Annotated in this window: 17 protein-coding genes and 1 other RNA gene; 10 read left to right on the top strand and 8 right to left on the bottom strand. The window is 64.1% G+C overall.

What is annotated here, in order from left to right:
* Positions 1–297 precede the first annotated feature (297 nt).
* Complete coding sequence (gene uraH / locus DN387_RS17530) at positions 298–651, top strand: hydroxyisourate hydrolase (RefSeq protein ID WP_043862351.1); 354 nt, start codon at positions 298–300, stop codon at positions 649–651.
* Positions 652–813: 162 nt separating this feature from the next.
* On the opposite strand, the gene DN387_RS17525 is transcribed toward uraH, so the two are convergent.
* Positions 814–2133 (bottom strand): NCS2 family permease, encoded by a 1320-nt coding sequence (locus tag DN387_RS17525; protein WP_213085891.1) that lies wholly within the window; start codon positions 2131–2133, stop codon positions 814–816.
* A 383-nt stretch (positions 2134–2516) separates the two neighbouring features.
* On the opposite strand from DN387_RS17525, the gene DN387_RS17520 reads away from it, so the two are divergent.
* Positions 2517–3284 carry a GntR family transcriptional regulator gene (locus tag DN387_RS17520; protein WP_054915597.1) on the top strand — a complete coding sequence of 256 codons (768 nt, stop codon included), beginning with the start codon at positions 2517–2519 and terminating at the stop codon, positions 3282–3284.
* A 204-nt stretch (positions 3285–3488) separates the two neighbouring features.
* Complete coding sequence (gene aqpZ / locus DN387_RS17515) at positions 3489–4187, top strand: aquaporin Z (protein ID WP_054915596.1); 699 nt, start codon at positions 3489–3491, stop codon at positions 4185–4187.
* On the opposite strand, the gene guaD is transcribed toward aqpZ, so the two are convergent.
* The 4 genes from guaD to xdhA all read right to left on the bottom strand — a co-directional run bounded on the left by guaD (position 4184) and on the right by xdhA (position 10294).
* Positions 4184–5488 (bottom strand): guanine deaminase, encoded by a 1305-nt coding sequence (gene guaD / locus DN387_RS17510; protein WP_054915595.1) that lies wholly within the window; start codon positions 5486–5488, stop codon positions 4184–4186. The two genes, aqpZ and guaD, sit on opposite strands and share 4 nt — an antisense overlap.
* Before the next feature lie 10 nt (positions 5489–5498).
* On the bottom strand, positions 5499–6344 hold the full coding sequence (gene xdhC, locus DN387_RS17505; protein WP_054915594.1) for a xanthine dehydrogenase accessory protein XdhC: 846 nt from the start codon (positions 6342–6344) through the stop codon (positions 5499–5501).
* 103 nt (positions 6345–6447) lie between these two features.
* Entirely contained in the window at positions 6448–8847 is a 2400-nt protein-coding gene (gene xdhB, locus DN387_RS17500; protein WP_054915593.1) for a xanthine dehydrogenase molybdopterin binding subunit, read from the bottom strand.
* Positions 8840–10294, bottom strand: a complete 1455-nt coding sequence (gene xdhA / locus DN387_RS17495; RefSeq protein WP_054915592.1) for a xanthine dehydrogenase small subunit — start codon at positions 10292–10294, stop codon at positions 8840–8842. Before xdhA ends, xdhB begins: the two co-directional genes overlap by 8 nt.
* A gap of 279 nt (positions 10295–10573) precedes the next feature.
* On the opposite strand from xdhA, the gene DN387_RS17490 reads away from it, so the two are divergent.
* From DN387_RS17490 to ffs, 6 genes are all read left to right on the top strand, one after another.
* Complete coding sequence (locus DN387_RS17490) at positions 10574–11233, top strand: GntR family transcriptional regulator (RefSeq protein ID WP_043862359.1); 660 nt, start codon at positions 10574–10576, stop codon at positions 11231–11233.
* Positions 11234–11235: 2 nt separating this feature from the next.
* Positions 11236–14724: a chromosome segregation protein SMC gene (gene smc / locus DN387_RS17485; protein ID WP_054915591.1), complete on the top strand. Its 3489-nt coding sequence runs from the start codon at positions 11236–11238 to the stop codon at positions 14722–14724.
* A 203-nt stretch (positions 14725–14927) separates the two neighbouring features.
* Positions 14928–15797, top strand: a complete 870-nt coding sequence (gene zipA / locus DN387_RS17480; protein ID WP_054915590.1) for a cell division protein ZipA — start codon at positions 14928–14930, stop codon at positions 15795–15797.
* Between the two features lie 120 nt (positions 15798–15917).
* Positions 15918–18272, top strand: a complete 2355-nt coding sequence (gene ligA / locus DN387_RS17475; RefSeq protein WP_054915589.1) for an NAD-dependent DNA ligase LigA — start codon at positions 15918–15920, stop codon at positions 18270–18272.
* 159 nt (positions 18273–18431) lie between these two features.
* Complete coding sequence (locus tag DN387_RS17470) at positions 18432–19589, top strand: putative zinc-binding metallopeptidase (RefSeq protein ID WP_054915588.1); 1158 nt, start codon at positions 18432–18434, stop codon at positions 19587–19589.
* Positions 19590–19686: 97 nt separating this feature from the next.
* Positions 19687–19783: signal recognition particle sRNA small type (gene ffs, locus DN387_RS17465), an RNA gene on the top strand.
* A gap of 156 nt (positions 19784–19939) precedes the next feature.
* On the opposite strand, the gene DN387_RS17460 is transcribed toward ffs, so the two are convergent.
* On the bottom strand, positions 19940–20266 hold the full coding sequence (locus tag DN387_RS17460) for a hypothetical protein (RefSeq protein ID WP_043862364.1): 327 nt from the start codon (positions 20264–20266) through the stop codon (positions 19940–19942).
* Positions 20267–20628: 362 nt separating this feature from the next.
* On the opposite strand from DN387_RS17460, the gene DN387_RS17455 reads away from it, so the two are divergent.
* Positions 20629–20961, top strand: a complete 333-nt coding sequence (locus DN387_RS17455) for a hypothetical protein (protein ID WP_043862365.1) — start codon at positions 20629–20631, stop codon at positions 20959–20961.
* A 53-nt stretch (positions 20962–21014) separates the two neighbouring features.
* Here the strand turns inward: DN387_RS17455 and DN387_RS17450 are convergent, their stop codons facing one another.
* Complete coding sequence (locus tag DN387_RS17450) at positions 21015–22178, bottom strand: cell division protein FtsQ (protein ID WP_054915587.1); 1164 nt, start codon at positions 22176–22178, stop codon at positions 21015–21017.
* Entirely contained in the window at positions 22178–23593 is a 1416-nt protein-coding gene (locus DN387_RS17445) for an MBOAT family protein (protein ID WP_054915586.1), read from the bottom strand. The genes DN387_RS17450 and DN387_RS17445 overlap by 1 nt, the downstream gene beginning before the upstream one ends.
* Positions 23594–23606: the final 13 nt, after the last annotated feature.

The raw sequence follows: 23606 nt of genomic DNA, 5'->3' as shown, positions 1-23606 counted from the left end.
TTTATTGACGATTTGTAAGCCTGTTTTTTCGCATTTCTTCCGCCATTTGACCTTGAAAAAGGTTGCAAGAAACCTGCCTGATTGGTCAGTAAATGACGATAGCGTCCGCCAGGCGCGCGGCTTTGCGACTGATGGCGTATTTACAGGGCACGCTCGGCAGGCTAACAAAATCGTCGAATTTATTGTGTACAATTTTATCTGAAAATGTCTTAATAATCCGACAGCCGCACGCTGCTCTGCTTCATCCCGGTGCCGTGCGGGTATTTTTTGCCCATAGATTGAAACGAGGCGCACGCAATGGGACGTTTGACCACGCATGTACTGGATGCCGCACATGGCTGCCCTGGCAGCTCGATCAAGGTCGAGCTGTACCGGGTCGAAGGCCAGCAGCTTGAGCTGGTGAACACGGCGCTGACCAACAGCGATGGCCGTTGCGATGCGCCACTGCTGCAGGGTGAGGATTACCGCAGCGGTGTGTACCAGCTGCAGTTCAGTGCCGGTGACTATTATCGTGCCCGTGGTGTGCAGTTGCCGGAGCCGGCGTTCCTGGATGTGGTGGTGCTGCGTTTCGGCATCAGCGCCGAGCAGGATCACTACCACGTGCCGTTGCTGATCTCGCCGTACAGTTACTCGACCTATCGCGGAAGCTAGTTGGTCGCTAGATGAATCTTCGTAGGTCCTTGCCCGCTCTCACTGGCGGGCTTTTTTTTGCCTCGGTTTCGAGGGCGCGCCTGCAGGGCTGTTCGCTGGCAGAGCGGCACAGGCAACAAAAAGCCCCGCCCGAAGGCGAGGCTCCTTGAACCGACGCAGTGCTTACAGGAACACGAACTTGGCCACAAAGATCGCACACAGCACCCACAGGCTCGCCGAGATCTCCCTGTAGCGCCCGGTGCCGGCCTTGAGCACCACATAGGTGATGAAGCCCAGCGCAATGCCGTCCGCCACCGAGAATGTCAGCGGCATCATGATCGCCGTGACGATCGCCGGAATGCTGTCGGTGGCTTCATCCCAGTTGATGTGCGCCATGCTGCCCATCATCAGCATCGCCACATAGATCAGTGCGCCGGCGGTGGCATACGCCGGGATCATGCCCGCCAGCGGCGCAAAGAACATCGCCGCGACGAACAGCAGGCCGACCACCACGGCCGTGAGCCCCGTGCGCCCGCCGGCCGCCACACCTGCAGCACTTTCCACGTAGCTGGTTACCGGCGGCACACCCACCACGGCACCGAACACGCTCGATGCACTGTCGGCCTTGAGCGCCCGCGACAGGTTTTCGATGCGCCCCTCGGCGTTCACCAGGTTGGCGCGCTGGGCCACGCCCATCAGCGTGCCGGCGGTGTCGAACATGTGCACGAACAGAAACGCCAGTACCACGCTGATCATGCTGACGTTGAACACGCCCGCCACGTCCATGGCCATCCAGGTGGGCGCCAGGCTCGGCGGCAGGGAGAACACGCCGCCATATTCCACCAGGCCCAGGGCCCAGCCGGCCAGTGTCACGGCGATAATGCTGATCAGGATCGCGCCGAACACCCGGCGATAGCTGAGCACGGCAATCATCAGGAAGCACGCCGCCGCCAGCAGCGGGCCAGGCTCGTGCAGCGAGCCGAGCTTGATCAGGGTGGCTGGGCTGGCGACGATGATGCCGGCCGTCTTCAGCCCGATCACCCCGAGAAACAGCCCCACACCCGCGCCCATGGCGTGGCGCAGGCTCAGCGGGATGCTGTTGAGCAGCCATTCGCGCACCCGCGACAGCGTCAGCAGCATGAACAGCACACCCGATACGAACACCGCACCCAGCGCGGCCTCCCAGGTGTAGCCCATGGTGCCGACCACGGTGTAGGTGAAAAAGGCGTTCAGCCCCATGCCGGGTGCCAGGCCCACCGGCCAGTTGGCATACAGGCCCATCAGCAGGCAGCCGAGTGCCGCCGCGATGCAGGTGGCCACGAACGCGGCACCGTGGTCGATGCCGGCGTCGGCCATGATGTTGGGGTTGACGAAAATGATGTAGGCCATGGTGATGAAGGTGGTTACACCCGCGATCAGTTCGGTCCTGACAGTGGTGCCGTGCAGCTTGAGTTTGAAAATCCGCTCCAGCCAGCTCGTTTCGAGCGGTGGGGCAAGATCCAGCGTAGGGGCTTGGGGTTTGCGGCTTTCCACAGCGTGTACTCCTCACGTCTTTTCTTGTTGTTCAGAGCTTGTCCTGCGCGTTGACTGGGGGCTCTGCGAGGGGGAGGGCATGGCGACCGGACCTGTTGTTGACCTGCGGGTCAGGAAGTTGCACGGCTGGATTATGCGTTTGTATACAAATAATGCAAATAATGTTTTTGTCGGTGTGTGCAGGTAAATTGTCGCCACGGCTATAACGTGATGGCACTCTGCAGAAATCGCCAAGCCTGTGTACAATGCGTCAATACCATGAACGTCTAATTTTCTATCCAGGACTTGCCATCGCCCTACTGGCTGGTATTACAGTCAGGATCCGATAGGTGGATCTCCGTGCTCGAGCGCCCATGAACGAACAGCTGCAACCCCTCAAGAAACCCACGCGCACCGGCAAGGCCGGTCGTAGCGGCACCCAGGACGATATCGTTTACGCGCACATATTCGAGGCAATCCTCGAACAACGCCTGGCGCCGGGTACCAAGTTGAGTGAGGAAGCCCTGGGCGAGATCTTCGGCGTCAGCCGCACCATCATCCGGCGTGCGCTGTCGCGCCTGGCCCACGAAAGCGTGGTGCTGCTGCGCCCCAATCGCGGTGCGGTAGTGGCCAGCCCGACCGTCGAAGAGGCGCGTCAGGTGTTCTTTTCGCGGCGCATGGTCGAGCGTGCCATCACCGAACTTGCAGTGGAGCACGCCACCGCCGAGCAGTTGAACGAACTGCGCCAGATGGTGCGCGAGGAGCGCGACAGCTTCTCGCGCGGCGACCGGGGTGCCGGCATTCGCCTGTCTGGCGAGTTTCACCTCAAGCTGGCGGAAGCGGCGGGCAATGCACCGCTGATCAGCTTCCAGCGCAGCCTGGTATCGCAGACCTCGCTGATCATTGCCCAGTACGAAAGCGGCAACCGCTCGCACTGCTCGTATGACGAGCACATGCAACTGATCGACGCCATCGAGGCGCGTGATGCGGCCCAGGCGGTGAGCCTGATGATGCACCACATGGACCACATCGACAGCAAGCTCAACCTCGACGAGGAGAGTGCGTCGGATGACCTGCACGCGGTGTTCTCGCACCTGCTGCAAACCAAGAAGCGCGGCAGCTCGGTGCCGGCAAAGGGCTGATACTGCGTCGCCTGCAATCGGGGGTCGAGCCCGCTCCCACAGGATTGTCTCGGTCCTTGTGGGAGCGGGCTTGACCCGCGATGCTTTCAGGGCTGCTGGCACTTGAGCCAACCTCTGCTAGATTTCTATCTGTTGCACTCCCGCAAACCTTCATCAAGCAGTTGGGCTTGCGCTTCAGGCGTACCACTTCTTGAGGACTGACTGATGTCGATGCCCATGAGCAAACGCATGGGAGCTGAATTGATAGGGACGTTCTGGTTGGTGTTGGGGGGTTGTGGCAGCGCGGTACTGGCTGCGTCTTTTCCGATCGGCATTGGCCTGGTCGGTGTCTCCATGGCCTTCGGGCTGACTGTGCTGACCATGGCATTCGCCATCGGTCATATCTCCGGTTGTCACCTCAACCCTGCGGTATCGCTGGGCCTGGTCGTGGGCGGGCGTTTTCCGCTCAAGGACCTGGTGCCGTACGTGATCGCCCAGGTGGTGGGCGCCATCCTGGCTGCCGGCGTGATCTACCTCATCGCCAGCGGCAAGGCCGGCTTCGAGCTGTCGAACGGGCTTGCCTCGAACGGCTATGGCGAGCATTCGCCGGGGCAGTACTCGCTTGGGGCAGGTTTTGTCAGCGAGGTGGTGATGACCGCGATGTTCATTCTGATCATCATGGGCGCCACCGATTCGCGGGCGCCGGCCGGCTTTGCGCCGATCGCCATCGGGCTGGCGCTGACGCTGATCCACCTGGTGTCGATACCGGTTACCAACACATCGGTGAACCCGGCACGCAGCACCGGGCCGGCGCTGTTCGTCGGTGGCTGGGCGCTGCATCAGCTGTGGCTGTTCTGGGTGGCGCCGCTGATCGGGGCGGTGATCGGCGGCGCGTTGTACCGCGGCCTGTTTCGAACGCCTTAGCGCTGGTGCACGCTGCGCCCGGCGGCAAAGGTTTCGCGAATGGTACGGTCGTCGCCCAGGGTGGTCAGCACGAACAGGGTCTCCTCGATGCTGCCGGACTGCTGGAGACGGTAGTCCAGCAGCGGGGTGGCCTTGTAGTCGAGCACGATGAAGTCGGCGTCGCTGCCCGGTTGCAGGGTGCCGATGCGCTCCTCCAGGTTCAATGCCCGCGCACCGCCCAGGGTGGCCAGGTACAGCGACTTGAACGGGCTCAGGCGCGCGCCCTGCAACTGCATGACCTTGTAGGCTTCGTTCAGGGTGTACAGCAGCGAGAAGCTGGTGCCGGCGCCCACGTCGGTGCCCAGGCCGACCTTGACCTTGTGCTGCTCGGCCTGGGGCAGGTTGAACAGGCCGCTGCCCAGGAACAGGTTGGAGGTCGGGCAGAACGCCACGGCCGAACCGGTCTCGGCCAGGCGCTGGCATTCGGCATCGCACAGGTGAACGGCGTGGGCGAACACCGAGCGCTCGCCCAGCAGTTCGAAATGGTCGTACACATCCAGGTAGCCGCTGCGCTCGGGGAACAGCGCCTTGACCCACTCGATCTCCTTGAGGTTTTCGCTCAGGTGGGTGTGCAGGTACAGGTCCGGGAACTCCTTGAGTAACTGGCCGGCCAGGGCCAGCTGTTGCGGGGTGCTGGTGGGCGCAAAGCGCGGGGTCACCGCATAGTGCAGGCGGCCCTTGCCGTGCCAGCGCTGGATCAGCGCCTTGCTGTCGGCGTAGCCCGACTCGGCGGTGTCGGTCAGGTAGTCGGGGGCGTTGCGGTCCATCATCACCTTGCCGACGATCAGGCGCAGGTCCAGGCGCTCGGCTTCCTCGAACAGGGCGTTGACCGAGGCAGGGTGCACGCTGCCGAACACCAGCGCCGAGGTGGTGCCGTTGCGCAGCAGCTCCTTGAGAAACAGCTTGGCCACCTTGTCGGCGTGAGCCTTGTCTTCGAACTGGCGCTCGCACGGGAAGGTGTAGGTGTTCAGCCAGTCCAGCAACTGCTCGCCGTAGGAGCCGATCATGCCGGTCTGCGGGAAGTGGATATGGGTATCGATGAACCCCGGGGTGATCAAGGCGTCCTGGTAGTGCACCACTTCGATGTCGGCGTCCAGGCCTGGCAGCAGTTCGCTGGCGTGGCCGATGGCGCTGATCTTGCCCTGGTCGATGACCAGCAGGCCGTCTTCGAAATATTCATACGATGCTTCGACGCCCACCTCGGCAGGGTCGGCGAGGCTGTGCAGCAGGGCGGCACGGTAGGCTTTGCGGGTTGCGCTCATGTGGCTCTCGTCAAATGGCTTGGCTGCGCCGTGACGGCGGCAGCAGTTTGGCAATGGGTTGGGTGGTGGCCGAGCCGGTATGCTGGCCGAAGTTCGCGTTGTAGGTGGCGATGATTTCGGCGGCGATGGACACGGCGATCTCGATCGGCAGCTTGCCCTTGACCTCGGCCAGGCCCATCGGGCAGCGCATGCGTGCCAGGCTGTCGGCGGCAAAGCCGCGCTCGCGCAGGCGGTGCTCGAACTTCACGCGCTTGGTCCTGGAGCCGATCAGGCCGAACCAGGTGAAATCGTTGCGCTTGAGGATCGCGGCGGTCAGTTCCAGGTCCAGTTGATGATTGTGGGTCATGACGATGCAATAGCTGCCGGCGGGCAGTTCATCGACCTCGTCGACTGGTTCCTCGCTGACGACCTTGCTCACCCCCGTGGGGATGGTGTCGGGGAATTCCTGCTCGCGCGAATCGATCCAGCGTACCCGGCAGGGCAGCGCGGCGAGCAAGGGTACCAGAGCGCGGCCGACATGGCCTGCGCCGAATACCGCGATCTGCGCCTGCACGCCGCCCATGGGCTCGAACAGCAGCACGGTAGCGCCGCCGCAGCACTGGCCAAGGCTGGCGCCGAGGCTGAAGCGCTCCAGGTGGGTGGTTTCGCGGCCTTCGGCAAGCATCTGCCGGGCGATGTGCATGGCCTTGTATTCCAGGTGCCCGCCGCCGATGGTGTCGAACAGCTGGGTCGCGCTGACGACCATCTTCGAGCCGGCATTGCGTGGGGTGGAGCCCAGCTCTTCGATGATGGTCACCAGCACGCAGGGTTCGCCGCGGGTGTGCAGGTCGGACAGGGCGTTGATCCAGGTGTGCATAGTCGGTTGCCTCTTCAGTGCCTGATCGGGCCTCTTCGCCGGCAAGGCCGGCTCCTACAGCAATCGCGCCCTGTAGGAGCCGGCCTTGCCGGCGAAAGGCGCACTACGGTGTAACGGTTTCCACCTCGGTAGCCGCCTGCCGGCCCGCCACCACCTTGCGCATCTGCTCGCAGCCCCACAGCACCCGCTCGGGGGTGGCCGGGGCATCGATCTGCGGTTGCTCGCGATAATCCGCCAGGCTGGCCACTGCATCCTTGATCGCGCACCACGGCGCGATCCCCAGCATGAACGGCGGCTCGCCCACCGCCTTGGAATGGAACACCGTGTCCTCGGGGTTCTTGCGGTTCTCCACCAGCTTCACCCGCAGGTCCACCGGCATGTCCGCCACCGCCGGGATCTTGTAGCTGGCCGGGCCGCTGGTCATCAGCTTGCCCTTGGCGTTCCACACCAGTTCCTCGGTGGTCAGCCACCCCATGCCCTGGATGAACCCGCCCTCCACCTGGCCAATGTCGATGGCCGGGTTCAGCGAGGCGCCCACGTCATGCAGGATGTCGGTGCGCAGCATCTTGTACTCGCCGGTCAGGGTGTCGACGATCACCTCGGCGCACGCCGCGCCGAAGGCGAAGTAGTAGAACGGGCGCCCGCGCGCCTGGCTGCGGTCGTAGTAGATCTTCGGGGTCTTGTAGAAGCCGGTGCTCGACAGCGACACCTGGGCAAAGTAGGCCTGCTGCACCAGGCTCTCGAAGGTGAGGATTTCATCGCGCACGCGCACGTGCCCGTTGCGAAACTCGACGTCTTCTTCACTGACCTTGTACTGGCGCGCGGCAAACTCCACCAGGCGCTGCTTGAGGATTTCGGCCGCGTTCTGCGCCGCCTTGCCGTTCAGGTCGGCGCCGCTGGAGGCCGCCGTGGGCGAGGTGTTGGGCACCTTGTCGGTGTTGGTGGCGGTGATCTGTATGCGGCTGAAGTCCACCTGGAACACTTCGGCCACCACCTGGGCCACCTTGGTGTTCAGGCCCTGGCCCATCTCGGTGCCGCCATGGTTGAGGTGGATGCTGCCATCGGTGTAGATGTGCACCAGCGCACCGGCCTGGTTGAGAAAGCTGGCGGTGAACGAGATGCCGAACTTCACCGGGGTCAGCGCCAGGCCCTTTTTCAGCACCGGGCTGTTGGCGTTGAAGCGGCGGATCGACTCGCGGCGCTGCTGGTAGTCGCTGCTGGCTTCGAGCTCGGCGGTGATCTCCTCGAGCATGTTGTGCTCGACCGTCTGGTAGTAGTGGGTGACGTTGCGCTCGGTCTTGCCGTAGTAGTTGGCCTTGCGTACTGCCAGCGGGTCCAGTGCCAGGTGGCGGGCGATGCGGTCCATCACCTCTTCGATGGCAACCATGCCCTGCGGGCCGCCAAAGCCGCGGTAGGCGGTATTGGACGCGGTGTTGGTCTTGCAGCGGTGGCCGTTGATGGTGGCGTCGCCCAGGTAGTAGGCGTTGTCGGAGTGGAACATCGCACGGTCGACGATCGAGGCCGACAGGTCCGGCGAGCAGCCGCAGTTGCCGGCCAGTTCCAGGTTGATGCCATGCAGGCGGCCGCTGTCATCGAACCCCACGTCGTATTCGATATAGAAGGGGTGACGCTTGCCGGTCATCAGCATGTCCTCGACCCGTGGCAGGCGCATCTTGGTCGGCTGACCGGTCAGGCGCGCGATCACCGCGCACAGGCAGGCGGGGCTGGCGGCCTGGGTTTCCTTGCCGCCGAAGCCGCCGCCCATGCGGCGCATGTCCACCACGACCTTGTTCATCGGCACGTCCAGCACTTCGGCCACCAGCTTCTGCACCTCGGTGGGGTTCTGCGTGGAGCAGTACACGATCATGCCGCCATCCTCGGTGGGCATCACCGAAGAGATCTGGGTTTCGAGGTAGAAGTGCTCCTGGCCGCCGATATGCAGGGTGCCCTGCACCCGATGCGGGGCGCTGGCCAGCGCGGTGGCCGAATCGCCGCGCTGGTGGGTGTGGCTGTCGAGCACGAAATGCTTCTTGCGCAGGGCCTGAACCACATCCAGCACCGGCTCCAGGTCTTCGTATTCGATGATCGCGGCCATCGCTGCGCGGCGGGCGGTGTCCAGGTCGCAGGCGGCCACGGCCAGCACCGGCTGGCCGACGAACTCGACGGTGTCGATGGCCAGCAGCGGGTCGCCCGGCAGCAGCGGGCCGATGTCCTTCAGGCCCGGGATGTCTTCGTGGGTGATGGCGATACGCACGCCCTTGATGGCGTAGCACGGGCGGGTGTCGATGCTCAGCACCCGTGCATGGGCGCGGTCCGACAAGCGAGCGTACACATGCAACTGGTTGGGGAATTCGAGGCGGTCATCGATATACACCGCCTCGCCGGACACATGCTTGTCGGCGCTGTCGTGCTTGATGCTGCGCCCGACGCCACTGGTCAGGCCCTGGGCGAACAGCTCGGCCAGTTCGGCCTGGCTCCTGGCCACGTGAGGATGGTTAGACATAGGCGGTCACCCGGGTTTCGATGTGCGGCGTGTGCAGTTCGATGAAGTACTTGCGCAGCAGGTTCTGCGCGCCGAGCAGGCGGTATTCCTTGCTGGCCCTGAAGTCCGACAGCGGGGTGAAGTCTTCGCCCAGCGCCTGGCAGGCGCGCTCGATACCGGCCTGGTTGAACGGCTTGCCGAGCAGGGCGGCTTCACAGGCGCGGGCGCGCTTGGGGATGGCGGCCATGCCGCCGAAGGCGATACGGGCCTCGGCCACCACGCCGTTGTCGATGCGCAGGTTGAAGGCGGCGCACACCGCCGAAATGTCGTCGTCCAGTCGCTTGGACACCTTGTAGGCCCGGAACGCCCAGGCCAGGTTGGCCCGCGGCACGATGATCTTCTCGATGAACTCGCTTTCCTGGCGTGCGGTGATGCGGTAGTCGATGAAATAGTCTTCCAGCGCCAGGGTGCGTGTGTCCTGACCCCGGCGCAGCACGATCTGCGCACCCAGGGCGATCAGCAGGGGCGGCGAATCGCCGATCGGCGAGGCGTTGCCGATGTTGCCGCCCAGGGTGCCCTGATTGCGGATCTGCAGCGAGGCGAAGCGGTGCAGCAGTTCGCCGAAGTCGGGGTATTCACGGCTCAGCGCGTCATAGCAGTCGGTGAGCGGTGTGGCGGCGCCGATTTCCAGGCGATCGTCAAAGGCCTCGACCCGCTTCATCTCGGCGACGTTGCCCACGTAGATCATCACCGGCAGGGTCTTGTGGAACTGCGTGACCTCCAGCGCCAGGTCGGTGCCGCCGGCCAGCAGGCGGGCTTCGGGGTGCGAGCCGTACAGCTCGGCCAGGTCGGCCACGGTCAGCGGCACCAGGCAGCGCTTGTCGCCGCTGTTGAGTTCGCCGGTTTCCTTGGGCGCAATCGCCTGGAGCCGGGCGATGGTCTGTGCCTGGGCGCTGTCGAACTGGTCGGGGGCGGCCTGGCAGCAGGCCTGCTCGGCGGCTGCCAGGATCGGCCGGTAGCCGGTGCAGCGGCACAGGTTGCCGGCCAGGGCCTCCTGGGCGCGGTGCAGGTCGGGGGCGTCGCTGTTCTTCTGCAGGGCAAACAGCGACATCACGAAGCCCGGGGTACAGAAGCCGCATTGCGAGCCATGGCAGTCGACCATGGCCTGCTGCACGCTGTGCAGCTTGCCCTGGTGCTTGAGCCCTTCGACGCTGATCAGCTGCTTGCCATGCAGGGACGAGACGAACGTCAGGCACGAATTGAGGCTGCGATAACGCAGGTGCTGCCGGCCGTGTTCATCTGCAGCCAGTTCACCGACCACGACGGTGCAGGCGCCGCAATCGCCGCTCGCGCAGCCTTCCTTGGTACCGGGTTTGCCCAGGTGCTCGCGCAGGTACTCGAGCACCGTCAGGTTGGGGTCCAGGGCATGCTCACTGCGCAGCTCCTGGTTGAGTAGAAACTGGATCACGGAAGGCCTCACAAGCGAATTATTGTTGTTGAGTGGACGGGGTCGACTGTAGGCAGACTTGACTTGCCGGTCAACTGCTTTCTGACTTCAAGGTCAGCTTTTTGTGCGTGCTGATCCTGTCATCCTCGATAGCCTCTGTATTCAGCATAGAACCGGGGCCGGGTTGACGATTGTTTTGCTTCAATCGTGCCAACTGCGTGCCTGTGCCGCTGCGCGAGGTGCAGGCAAGTGCGCTACAATCGGCGCTTGTGCACAGTTCAATGATTTTGAAGGAAAACCATGACGTTCAAGGCGCCGGACAGCCTCTCCGAGCAAATTGCCCATTACCTGGCCGAGCGGATCATCCGCGGTGAGCTCAAACCTGCCGAGCGCATCCAGGAACAGAAGGTCACCCAGGCGCTCAATGTCAGCCGTGGCTCGGTGCGCGAGGCACTGCTGATACTCGAGCGCAGGCACCTGGTGACCATCCTGCCGCGCCGTGGCGCGCAGGTTACGGCGCTCAACGAGCACAACGTGCGCAGCCTCTGCACCCTGATGAGCGAGCTGTACATCCTGCTGGGCAATGCCGTGGCCAGCGCGCCGCGCAGCGAAGCCGAACTTGCACCGTTTCTGGTCATCCAGCAGCGTCTGCACGCCGCCAGTGCGCGCCAGGACATCAAGGCCTTCGTCGAAGAGAGCTTCGCGGTGATGCGCGCCGCGTACCCGTTCGCCAACAACCCCTACCTGCAGGAAACCGTCGAGAACCTGCAGCCGGCCATGAGCCGCACCTATTACCTGGCGCTGGACCAGCGCAAGGCCAACATGAACGACTTCCTGGTGCTGTTCGCCCAACTGCTCGAAGCGGTGGTGGGTGGCGACCTGCCGCGTATCCGCGAGGTGCTGACGCAGTACTGCGAGCGCAGCTGCACGCTGGTGCTGTCCTCGCTGGTTGCTGGCTGAGCATGCGCCTCAAGTGCATTCGCCTGGCGGGGTTCAAGTCGTTCGTCGACCCGACTACCGTCAACTTCCCCAGCAACATGGCGGCCGTGGTCGGCCCCAATGGCTGCGGCAAGTCCAACATCATCGATGCGGTGCGCTGGGTGATGGGCGAAAGCTCGGCGAAAAACCTGCGTGGCGAGTCGATGACCGACGTCATCTTCAACGGCTCCACCAGCCGCAAGCCGGTCAGCCAGGCCAGTATCGAACTGGTGTTCGACAACAGTGACAACACCCTGGTGGGCGAGTATGCCGCCTATGCCGAGATCTCGATCCGGCGCAAGGTGACCCGCGACGCGCAGAACACCTATTACCTCAACGGCACCAAGTGCCGTCGGCGCGACATCACCGATATCTTCCTGGGTACCGGGCTGGGCCCGCGCAGCTACTCGATCATCGAGCAGGGCATGATCTCCAAGCTGATCGAGGCCAAGCCCGAAGAGTTGCGCAACTTCATCGAAGAGGCCGCCGGCATCTCCAAGTACAAGGAGCGCCGCCGCGAAACCGAAAACCGCATCCGCCGCACCCACGAGAACCTGGAACGCCTGACCGACCTGCGCGAAGAGCTGGAACGTCAGCTCGAACGCCTGCACCGCCAGGCCCAGGCAGCGGAGAAATACAAGGAATACAAGGCCGAGGAGCGTCAGCTCAAGGCCCAGCTGGCGGCCCTGCGTTGGCGTGCGCTGAACGATCAGGTGGGCCAGCGCGAGGCGATCATCGGCGACCAGGAAGTGGCCTTCGAGGCCCTGGTGGCCGAGCAGCGCAATGCCGATGCGAGCATCGAGCGCCTGCGCGACGGTCACCACGACCTGTCGGAGCGTTTCAACCTGGTCCAGGGGCGCTTCTATTCGGTAGGCGGCGACATCGCCCGGGTCGAGCAGAACATCCAGCACGGCCAGCAGCGCTTGCGCCAGTTGCAGGATGACTTCAAGGAAGCTGAACGCGCGCGTCTGGAAACCGAATCGCACCTGGGCCACGACCGTACCTTGCTGGCGACCCTGGGCGAAGAGCTGGAGATGATCGAGCCCGAGCAGGAACTGTCGCTGGCGGCAGCCGAGGAGGCCGCCGCGACCCTTGAGGAAGCCGAGACCACCATGCATGGCTGGCAGGAGCAGTGGGACAGCTTCAACACCCGCTCCGCCGAGCCGCGCCGCCAGGCCGAGGTGCAGCAGTCGCGCATCCAGCAGCTGGAGCAGAGCCTGGAGCGCGTCTCGGAGCGCCAGCGCAAGCTGGGCGAAGAACGCGACCAGTTGAGCGCCGACCCTGAAGATGCGGCCATCCTGGAACTGAACGAACAACTGGCCAGCAGCGAATTGCTGCTCGAAGACCTGCACCTGGAAGAACAGCAGGTGATCGAGCGCCTCGACGCGCTGCGCGAGCAATTGCAGCAGGCCGCCCAGGCGCAGCAGCAGGCCCAGGGTGAACTGCAGCGCCTGGGTGGCCGGCTGGCATCGCTCGAAGCCTTGCAGCAGGCCGCGCTGGACCCAGGCAGCGGTACCCTCGACTGGTTGCGCGCGCAGGGCCTGGAGCAACGCCCACGCCTGGCTGAAGGCCTGCGCGTGGAGCCGGGTTGGGAGCTGGCGGTGGAAACCGTGCTGGGCGCCGACCTGCACGCGGTACTGGTGGACGACCTGGCCGGGCTCGACCTGACGGGCTTCGAGCAGGGCGAGTTGCGTCTGCTGGAGGCCGCCGGCACCGGCAAGCGCCTTGCCGGCAGCCTGCTGGACAAAGTACAGGGCGGCGTTGACCTGGCCCCCTGGCTGGGCCAGGTCAAGCCGGTCGAGAGCCTCGAGCAGGCATTGAGCCTGCGCGGCCAGCTGGCCGACGGCCAAAGCCTGATCAGCCGCGACGGCTACTGGGTGGGGCGCCACTTTCTGCGGGTCAGCCGAGGCAACGATGCCCAGGGCGGCGTGCTGGCCCGCGGGCAGGAGCTTGAGCTGCTGGGCCTGGAGCGTCTGGAGCAGGAAGCTGCCCTGGAGCAGCTCGAAGCGCAGTTGCTGGCCCTGCGTGAACAGCAGCGCGTGCAGGAAGACAGCCGTGAACAACTGCGTCGTCGCACCCAGGAAGAAGCCCGCCAGCAAGGTGAGCTCAAGGCCCGTCTGTCGGCCGGCAAGGCCCGCGCCGAGCAGCTGACATTGCGCCGCCGGCGCCTTGAAGAAGAGCTGGCCGAGCTGCTGGAACAGCGCGCCATCGAACACGAAAGCCTGGGCGAGTCGCGCCTGCACCTGCAGGAAGCCCTCGACCTGATGGCCCACGACACCGAACAGCGCGAGGCCTTGCTGGCCCAGCGCGACAACCTGCGCGAACGCCTCGACCGCGTGCGCCAGGAAGCCCGCCAGCACAAGGACCACGCCCATCAGTTGGCGGTGCGCCTGGGCTCGCTGCGTGCCCAGCACGACTCCACGCGCCAGGCCCTCGAGCGCCTGGAGCTGCAGTCGGAGCGCCTGAACGAAAAACGTGAACAACTGAGCCTGAACCTGGAGGAGGGCGAGGCGCCCCTCGAAGAGCTGCGCATGATGCTCGAGGCGCTGCTGGAAAAGCGCATGAGTGTCGACGAGGAAATGCGTCAGGCGCGCCTGCACATGGACGAGGCCGACCGCGAACTGCGCGAGGCCGAAAAGCGTCGTACCCAGGCCGAACAGCAATCCCAGCTGCTGCGCGGTCAGCTCGAACAGCACCGCATGGAATGGCAGGGGCTGAGTGTGCGGCGCAAGGCCCTGCAGGAACAGTTGCAGGCTGACGGCTATGATCTGGAAGGCGTGTTGGCGACCTTGCTGGCCGAGGCCAGCGAGCAGGAGGCTGAACTTGAGCTGGAGCGCATCGATGCGCGCATCCAGCGCCTGGGCGCGATCAACCTGGCGGCCATCGACGAGTACCAGCAGCAGTCCGAGCGCAAGCGCTACCTCGACGCCCAGGATGCCGACCTGGTCGAGGCCCTCGATACCCTGGAAAACGTGATTCGCAAGATCGACAAGGAAACACGCAACCGCTTCAAGGATACCTTTGATCAGATAAATGCCGGATTACAGGCACTTTTCCCAAAAGTTTTCGGTGGTGGCAGCGCTTATCTGGAACTGACGGGCGAAGATCTACTCGATACAGGGGTAACGATCATGGCGCGCCCGCCGGGCAAGAAGAACAGCACCATCCATCTGCTCTCGGGCGGCGAGAAGGCGCTGACGGCCCTGGCCCTGGTGTTTGCCATCTTCAAGTTGAACCCGGCACCGTTCTGCATGCTCGACGAAGTCGATGCGCCGCTGGACGATGCCAACGTCGGACGCTATGCGCGCCTGGTCAAGGAGATGAGCCAGACCGTGCAGTTCATCTATATCACCCACAACAAGATCGCCATGGAAATGGCCGATCAACTGATGGGGGTGACCATGCACGAGCCCGGTTGCTCGCGGCTGGTGGCGGTGGACGTGGAGGAGGCGATGGCCATGGTCGACGCCTGAAAAACGGATACAACGCACGAACTTGCAGCAAATGCCCCTGTCAGTTGCGACAGACGGTGTAAAGTTATCTTTGGTCGTGCTAGCTTAATGTAAATTTTTCTATGCGTGGGTAAAACGCCTGTCAGAACATAGAGTTGGCGCCACGTTTTAAAGGGGTTTAAACCCTTTATTTTTCAGCATTTTTCACAGAGGCACGGGATTACATGGAAATCGGTCTGCGCGAGTGGCTGATCGTCATCGGCATCATAGTCATTGCCGGTATTCTTTTTGACGGCTGGCGTCGCATGCGCGGCGGCAAGGGCAAGTTGAAATTCCGTCTGGACCGCAGCTTCTCCAACCTGCCGGACGAAGAGACCAGCGCCGAAGTGCTGGGCCCGCCGCGGGTGCTTGACGACCACAAGGAGCCCCAGCTCGACGAGCACGACCTGCCGTCGATGACGGCTGCGCGCGAGCAGCGCGAGCCGAAGGTGGGCAAGGGGGCCAAGCGTGCCAAGCGTACCAGCGAGCCGCAGCAGGGCGACCTGAACCTGGCGGCCGAGCCACGCGAGCCTGACCTGTTCGGCAACGCCGACGACGACTTCCCGGACGAAAGCCCCAAGAGCACCGGCTTCGGTGCCAGCGAAGGCAAGGACCTGCCGCCGGTCGAGGAAGTGCTGGTGATCAGCGTGATTGCCCGCGACGAGAGCGGCTTCAAGGGCCCTGCGCTGCTGCAGAACATCCTGGAAAGCGGCCTGCGCTTTGGCGAGATGGACATCTTCCACCGTCACGAAAGCATGGCCGGCAATGGCGAAGTGCTGTTTTCCATGGCCAACGCGGTCAAGCCTGGGGTGTTCGACCTGGACGACATCGACCATTTCAGCACCCGTGCGGTCAGCTTCTTCCTTGGCCTGCCGGGCCCGCGCCATCCCAAGCAGGCGTTCGACGTGATGGTGGCGGCGGCGCGCAAGCTGGCCCATGAACTGAACGGCGAGCTCAAGGATGACCAGCGCAGCGTGATGACCGCGCAGACCATCGAACACTACCGCCAGCGCATCGTCGAGTTCGAGCGCCGCGCCCTGACCCAGAAACGCTGACAGGTATGGCCGCTCCCTGCAGGAGCTGGCCTTGCCGGCGAAAGCTGCCCCGCCGATCCACCGATTTGAACGCCAAGAGCAGCCCCGAGCTGCTCTTTTGCTTTGCAAGAGACGACACACATGACCGCCCAAACCCGCATCCTCGAACTGCGCGCCGAACTCGACCAGCACAACTACCGCTACTACGTGCTCGACGAGCCAAGCGTCCCGGACGCCGAATACGATCGCCTGTTCCGCGAGCTGCAGGCCCTTGAGGCCGAACACCCCGAGCTGGTCACCCCCGATTCCCCCACCCAGCGGGTGGGCGGCGCGGCGCTCTCGGCCTTCACCCAGGTGCGTCACGAGGTGCCGATGCTGAGCCTGGGCAACGCCTTCGAGGAAAATGACCTGCGCGAGTTCGACCGGCGCGTGGTCGAAGGCCTCGACCTGCCGACCGGCGACCTGTTCGGCGCAGGGGCGGCGGTGGACTACAGCTGCGAACCCAAGCTCGACGGCCTGGCGGTCAGCCTGTTGTACCGTGACGGCCTGCTGGTGCAGGGCGCCACCCGTGGCGACGGCACCACCGGCGAAGACATCAGCGTCAACGTGCGCACCATCCGCAACGTGCCGCTCAAGCTGCAGGGCAAGGGCTGGCCGGCGGTGCTGGAGGTGCGCGGCGAAGTGTTCATGAGCAAGGAGGGCTTCGAACGGCTGAACGCAGCCCAGGCCGAGATCGGCGGCAAGACCTTCGCCAACCCGCGCAACGCCGCCGCCGGCAGCCTGCGCCAGCTCGATTCGAAGATCACCGCCAGCCGCCCCCTGGAGTTCTGCTGCTATGGCGTGGGCCAGGTGTCCGAGGCCATCGCCGACACCCACATCGGCACCCTCGAAAAGCTAAAGGGCTGGGGCATGCCCATCAGCCGCGAACTGCGGCATGCCGCCGGCATCAAGGAATGCCTGGACTACTACCGTGACATCGGCGAGCGGCGCAACGCGCTGCCCTACGAGATCGACGGGGTGGTGTTCAAGGTCAACAGCCTGGCCTCGCAACGCGAACTGGGCTTTCGTGCCCGTGAGCCGCGCTGGGCGATAGCGCACAAGTTCCCGGCCATGGAAGAGCTGACCGAGGTGCTCGACGTCGAGTTCCAGGTTGGTCGCACCGGTGCGGTAACCCCCGTCGCACGGCTCAAGCCGGTCAAGGTGGCCGGCGTGACCGTGGCCAATGCCACCTTGCACAACATGGACGAAGTGGCGCGCCTGGGGGTGATGATCGGCGATACGGTGATCATCCGCCGTGCCGGTGATGTCATCCCGCAGGTCATGCAGGTGGTCACCGAGCGTCGCCCGGCCGATGCGCGTGCGGTGCACATCCCTACCCAGTGCCCGGTGTGTGGCTCGCAGGTCGAGCGCACCCAGCTGGTCAAGCGCAGCAAGGGCAAGGAAACCGTCAGCGAAGGCGCGGTGTACCGCTGCGTCGGCCGCCTGGCCTGTCGCGCGCAGCTCAAGCAGGCGATCATCCACTACGTGTCGCGCCGCGCCATGGACATCGAGGGCCTGGGCGAGAAGAGCGTCGAGCAGTTGGTGGATGAAGGGCTGATTGCCTCGCCGGCAGACCTGTACCGCTTGAAATTCGAAGACATCGTCGACCTCGAAGGCTTTGCCGAGGTGTCCAGCAACAAGCTGCTGGCTGCCATTGCCGACAGCAAGCGCCCGAGCCTGGCACGCTTCATCTACGCCCTTGGCATCCCGGATGTGGGCGAGGAGACCGCCAAGGTGCTGGCGCGCTCGCTGGGCTCGTTGCAGCGCGTGATGGTGGCGTTGCCGCAGGTGCTGACCTACCTGCCGGATATCGGCCTGGAAGTGGCGCACGAGATCCACAACTTCTTCGAGGACGAACATAACCGCAGCGTCATCGCGCAACTGCTCGAGAACGGCCTGCAGTTGCAGGAGGAGGGCGAGCTGGCCGCCGAGTTCGCGGCCAGTACGACCCTGGCCGGGTTGATCGCCAAGCTCGACATCCCTTCTGTCGGCCCGACGGGTGCCGAGAAGCTGGTGGCCAAGCTGCAAAGCCTTGAGCGCATCATTGCCGCCGACGGCATCGACCTGCGCCAGGCGCTGGCAGCCAAGCAGGCTGATGCGGTGCGCGAGTTCTTCCTGGTCGAGGCCAATCAGGCACTGGCGCGCAGCGTCGAGGCGCAACTGCGCGAGTTCGGCATGCACTGGGAGAGCGAGAAGAAGGTTGCCCAGGGCTTGCCGCTGGCGGGGCAGACCTGGGTGCTGACCGGTTCGCTGGAGCGCATGAGCCGGGATGTCGCCAAGGACAAGCTGGAGAGCCTGGGGGCCAAGGTGGCGGGGTCTGTTTCGGCCAAGACCCACTGCGTGGTGGCGGGCCCGGGGGCAGGCTCCAAGTTGGCCAAGGCCACTGAGCTGGGGCTCAGGGTGTTGGATGAGGATGCGTTCGTGGCGTTTCTGTCGGAGCAGGGCATAGCGGTGTAGCGGTCACGCGGCCCGCTTCTGCCCGAAGGGCGTGGGAGCGGGCTTGACCCGCGATCGAGCGCGAAGCGCTCGCAACACCTGAGCGCACGGTGCGTCAGGCACACCGCAAGCGCTGTCACGCACATGGTGTAGGCTAGGCTCCAGCCAGGAGGTGGCCCCATGTACCCATTCTTCGAACAGCTTGTCGCCCGTATCGCCGCACCCTTCGTCAGCCAGGCACGCCGCAGCACGCGCGTGTGGCAATGCGAGTGCGGACAGTCCGTGTTCTTTCGCAACAGCCAATGCCTGGCCTGCCAGGCGTCGCTGGGCTACTGGCCCGATACCCACCATGTCGGCACATTGCTGCCGGCCGCTGTGGACGGCCAATGGTACCTGGACGGCCAGCCAGAACTCGGCCCGCTCAAGCGTTGCGCCAACCTCGACACCCCGGCTTGCTGCAACTGGCTGCTGGCTGTCGACGACCCCGAAGCGTTCTGCCTGGCCTGTCGCCTCAACCGCACCATCCCCGACCTGTCGTTCACCGAAAACCACCTGCGCTGGCGCAAGCTGGAAACCGCCAAGCGCCGCCTGATTGCGCAACTGCTGCACCTGGGGTTGCCGGTCACGCCCAAGCAAGGCGCAGCCGGCGAGGGCATCGCCTTCGACTTCATCGGCATCGACATTGCCGGCAATCCCCCCACCACCGGCCACGCTGGCGGCCTGATCACCCTGGATATCCGCGAAGCCGACGACGACTGGCGCGAGCAGGTGCGCGTACAGCTTCAGGAGCCCTACCGGACCGTGCTGGGCCACCTGCGCCACGAGATCGGGCATTACTACTGGGACCGTCTGGTGGCCAGCAGCGCCTGGCTGCAGGACTTCCGCCGCCTGTTCGGCGACGAGCGCGCCAGCTACGCCCAGGCCATGGAGCGCCACTACCAGCAAGGTGCACCGCTGGACTGGACCGTCGCCCACGTCAGCGCCTATGCCACCATGCACCCCTGGGAGGACTGGGCCGAAACCTGGGCGCACTACCTGCACATGACCGATGCGGTGGACACCGCCCTTGCGCTGGGCATGGACGCCTCGGTGATGGACCTGGACTATCCGCCGTTCGATGCCCGCAGCTTGTACCAGCCCGAGCACCCTGGGGCGCCTGCGTTCCTGGCGTTCATCAATGCCTGGGTGGAGCTGTCGGCGATGCTCAACGAGCTGTCACGCAGCATGGGCCAGACCGACTTCTACCCGTTCGTGCTGAGTGCGCCGGTGGTGGCCAAGCTGCACTTCATTCACTGCGTGATCCAGGGCGATGCCCCGGCGGCAGTCACAAGTCCTTGAGCCAGAGTGGTTTTTTCACGGTACAGAGGTTGTAACTTCGCGTCAGACCGGTACAATGGCCCCGCTCGCTGCCAGGCGAGCATCGTTATGGTGACCCCATCGGTCCCCCCGCAACGATTACCCGTAAACCTGGTCAGGCCCGGAAGGGAGCAGCCACAGCGGGAACATCGTGTGCCGGGGTGTGGCTGGTGGGGTTGCCTCCATAACGCAAGCCCTTGTCTGCCAGGGGCCGCCTCTATCCAGTTCCCTTTCCCCCGAATACGCATGCAGTGCACTGCTTTCCCTTCGCGCGCACGAAAAATGCCTGCGACCGGATCACTGTCGCAGACACCTCACTCTCTTCAGCGCTATCAGCAGGGCTCGTAAATGAACGCCTTGTAATCGCCACCCTCCCGGTAGATATAGCGCCCGATACATTCAATGTTGGCTATCTGTGCAACGTAGGTAATACGGTCCGGTTTGAATTCCCGTGCCGCGGTGAGCAGCACTTTGGACAGGTCTCTTTTGACGTTTGTCACATGTTGCTCGTTGGTCTGGCTGAAATCATCATACTCGATGGCCCAGACGGTATTCACACCAGCCAACTTCTTCCATTGTTGTTCTGCCAGGAAGTTGTTGAAGTTGTCTCGTTCCGATTCCTTGTTGGTGAGGTCCAGCGAAAGCAATACCCTGATCATTGAGTCATTCCTTTGTGCGGTGCGCTAAGGGACGACGCTGCCCGCTGGCAGCGCCCGGCGGGCATGATTGCAGAAGCGCAGCGCTCGCTTCAAGACGCTGTAATTGCGCCGAAACGGCACGCCTTTGAATGTTTCTGTTTATTTTAAAGTGCCTGAAAGCCCTTTGTTCCATAAAAAGACTTTATAGCTCGTGTTTCTTTGCGTAGTAACTTTCCTACATGGCCTTGGCTAAGTTGTTTAGTTGCTGTTTTTTGGTAAATTCTTGAATTATTTTAACTCTCAGGTGATGGCCATTTAGCATTGATGGATGAAAAGTGAGTGACTAGGTTGCAAGGGAATTTCACTGCTTATGGGAGCCCACCATGACCCTCTGCCTGTTGTCCCTCGACCTGTCCAATACTGGCGAAGTTCAGCGCGTGGCCTTTTGCAAGGTGCTCAAGGACGATAACTGGAAGCGATTTCGCAATGCCGACGCCACCTGGGAGAAGTCATACGAACTGGCCTACGACGCCCTTGTCGAAAAGCGCGTCAAGACCCTGCTCGAAGCTGCCGCCAATATGGCGGGTATCGAAGAACTGAGGTTCGTGGTGCAAGCCGGCGAGCAGGAGGGCTGGTGTTGCCAGCTGGAGAAGATCCACGGCATTTACCACTTCACCACGTTCGATTCAGCGGCAGATCTGAAAAAGCTTGCCTGAGCATTCGCCAGCGCCCGCCGCGCCGTGTCAACGCGCGCAGCGGGCGTGGTGCGTCATGGCTTGGGGGGCAGCTGCACGTCACCCGCATAGGGCGTCTGCAGGTCGCGCTCGGGTATCTCCCAGATCACCAGCTGTGGCGGCGTCTGCCTGAACGCCGGGCTGTCGAAGTAGGCCTTGGCGGCTCCGGAGAACTCGCCGCCGTCCTTGGCGAAGTTGCCCACAGGCGCCGACAGGGCACGTTGCAGAAAGCCGACAAAGCTCGAGTTGCGCGAAAACGAGGTGCCGATCAGCGCGACGTTCGGCAGGTTGTCGTCGCCGAACAGGTCATCGAGATTGTCGCCCGCATCGCTGACGGCCTCGGCCCGCTCGGTGATGACCGTTGGCGCCACCTGTTCCTGCGGCGGCTGCAAGGCCACTGGCAGCCAATCGATGCCGGCCAGCCGCACCAGGTCCCCGGGGCGCGGTGCCAGAGGCTCCTGGCGGGTGTCGAAGGTCTTGCTGGGGGTGGCGCTCAAGCCCATGCCCTTGACCTGCTCGGCAATGGCCTGCGCGGCGGCCTGGGCGCCGGCTTCGCTCCAGTGGGTATCGGTACGCAGGAACGCACTGGCGCCCAGCGGCTGCAGGCTGGCAGTCAGGTCCAGGGTGGTCACGCCGGCCGCCTGGAGTTTCTGCGCCCACTGCTGGATGCGCGCCTGCGAGGCCGTGGGGCGAGTCAACCCGCACAGCTCGCTGGCGGCGATACGGCTCTTGTCCGGCACCACGCTCACCAGCAGGCGGATACCCCGTTGCTGCAAGCTGCGTTGCAGGGCGATCACCGCATCGGCCTTGGCCTGGGCGTTGTCGGCCGCGTGCCGGTCGAGCTTGAGTTCATCGCTCAGAAACAGCCACTGCGTGCAGCCCGGCCGCACCCGCGGCCCGGTGTCGCCCAGCAGCAGCCAACTGCTGGCCCGTTCCAGGTCGGCGGCCTCGCTCGGCAGCGGCGCCTTGGCCAGCTCCTTGGCAATGCGGTGGGTGATTTCGCCGTGCAGCACCTGGCCATTGGACAGGTGCTTGTCGGGCATCAGCTCGAGCTTGTCGCTGGCCACCAGCCAGCCACACGACAGCAGGCCGGCACCCAGGAACAGCGCCAGGGTGACGCCGGCGATCGGGCTGGTGCGCAGGGCCAGTGCACTGGGGGGCGTGGGCGCTGTACTGGGAGGAGGTGTCTTCATCGTCATCAGAACTGGAAGTACAGGAAGGGGACCGAATCACGGCTGGCGATCAACGCGAACGACAGCACGAAGCCGGCCACGGGCCACAGGGCAGCGGCATGCACGAACCACGCGCGGCTGGCGAAGCGGTGCTCGGCGCGTGCCTGCCAGATCGGCAGGATGATGCACGCCACGCCCAGCAACGCCGCCAGGCCGTGCACCGGGCGTACGGTGGCTGCCAGTGCCTCGCCCAGGGCAAAGCCGTGCAGGCCGAACTGGCCGGCGTACATCGACAGCGCCGTATGAAAGTCCGGGGCGCGGAACAGCGTCCAGGCCAGGCACACGAACAGCAGCGTCAGGGTGTGCGACAGCACCTTGGGGATCGCCGGCAGGCTGGAACGGCTCCAGGCCCGGTCGACGCACAGCGCGATACCGTGGGCCGAGCCCCACAGCACGTAGTTCCAGCTGTCCCCGCCATGCCACAGGCCGGCAATGGCCATGGTCAGGAACAGGTTGCGGTAGGTGTTCCAGGTGCCGTGACGGTTGCCGCCCAGGGCGATGTACAGGTAGTCGCGCAGCCAGCTCGACAGCGACAGGTGCCAGCGCCGCCAGAAGTCCTGGATGCTGCTGGCCAGGTACGGCCGGTTGAAGTTCTCGGGAAAGTGGAAGCCCAGCATCAGGCCCAGGCCGATGGCCATGCAGCTGTAGCCGGCAAAGTCGAAGAACAGTTGCAGCGAATACGCCAGGCAGCCCAGCCACGCGTCCAGGAACGACGGGTTGTCCAGGTGGAAGGCCACGTCCACCAGCGGCGACAGGGTATCGGCCACCAGCACCTTCATGCACATGCCGATCATGAAGCGGCGCGCGCCCAGCGAGAAGTTCTGCCAGTTGAAGTAGCGCTGGTTGAGCTCGCGGCGTACCCAGTCGTAGCGGATGATCGGGCCGGCGATCGAGTGGCCGAACATCGAGATGTAGGTGGCGAAGTTCACGAAACTGCGCTCTACCGGCACGGTATGGCGGTGCACATCCACTAGGTAGGAAATCGCCTGCAGCACGATGAACGACAGCCCCGCTGGCAACGCCACCCGCTGCCACTCCATCGGCAATGCACCGTAATAGGTGATCAGCTCGTTGTAGTTGGCGGCCAGGATGTTGGCGTACTTGTACCAGCACAGCACCAGCGTATTGAACACGATCAGCGCGGCCAGCAGGCGTATGCGCCCGCGCGAGTCCTCATGGCTGCGGTTCACCAGCAGCCCGCCAACCCACGCGACCACGGTCAGCGCCATGTGCAGCAGCAGGAACAGCGGGCTCAGCCAGCCATAGAACAGCCAGCTGCCGATCAGCAGTACGCCGTTGCGCCAGGCCGGACGGCTCAGCGCGTACACCAGCATGAAGATCGGCAAAAACAGCGTCAGGAACTCGAGTGAGGCGAATACCATGGTGGTGAAGACG

Source organism: Pseudomonas sp. FBF18 (genome assembly GCF_024261405.1).
GTDB lineage: Bacteria > Pseudomonadota > Gammaproteobacteria > Pseudomonadales > Pseudomonadaceae > Aquipseudomonas > Aquipseudomonas palmensis.
The sequence above is the reverse complement of the archived record's forward strand: the minus strand, read 5'-3'. Positions and strand labels throughout refer to the sequence as shown.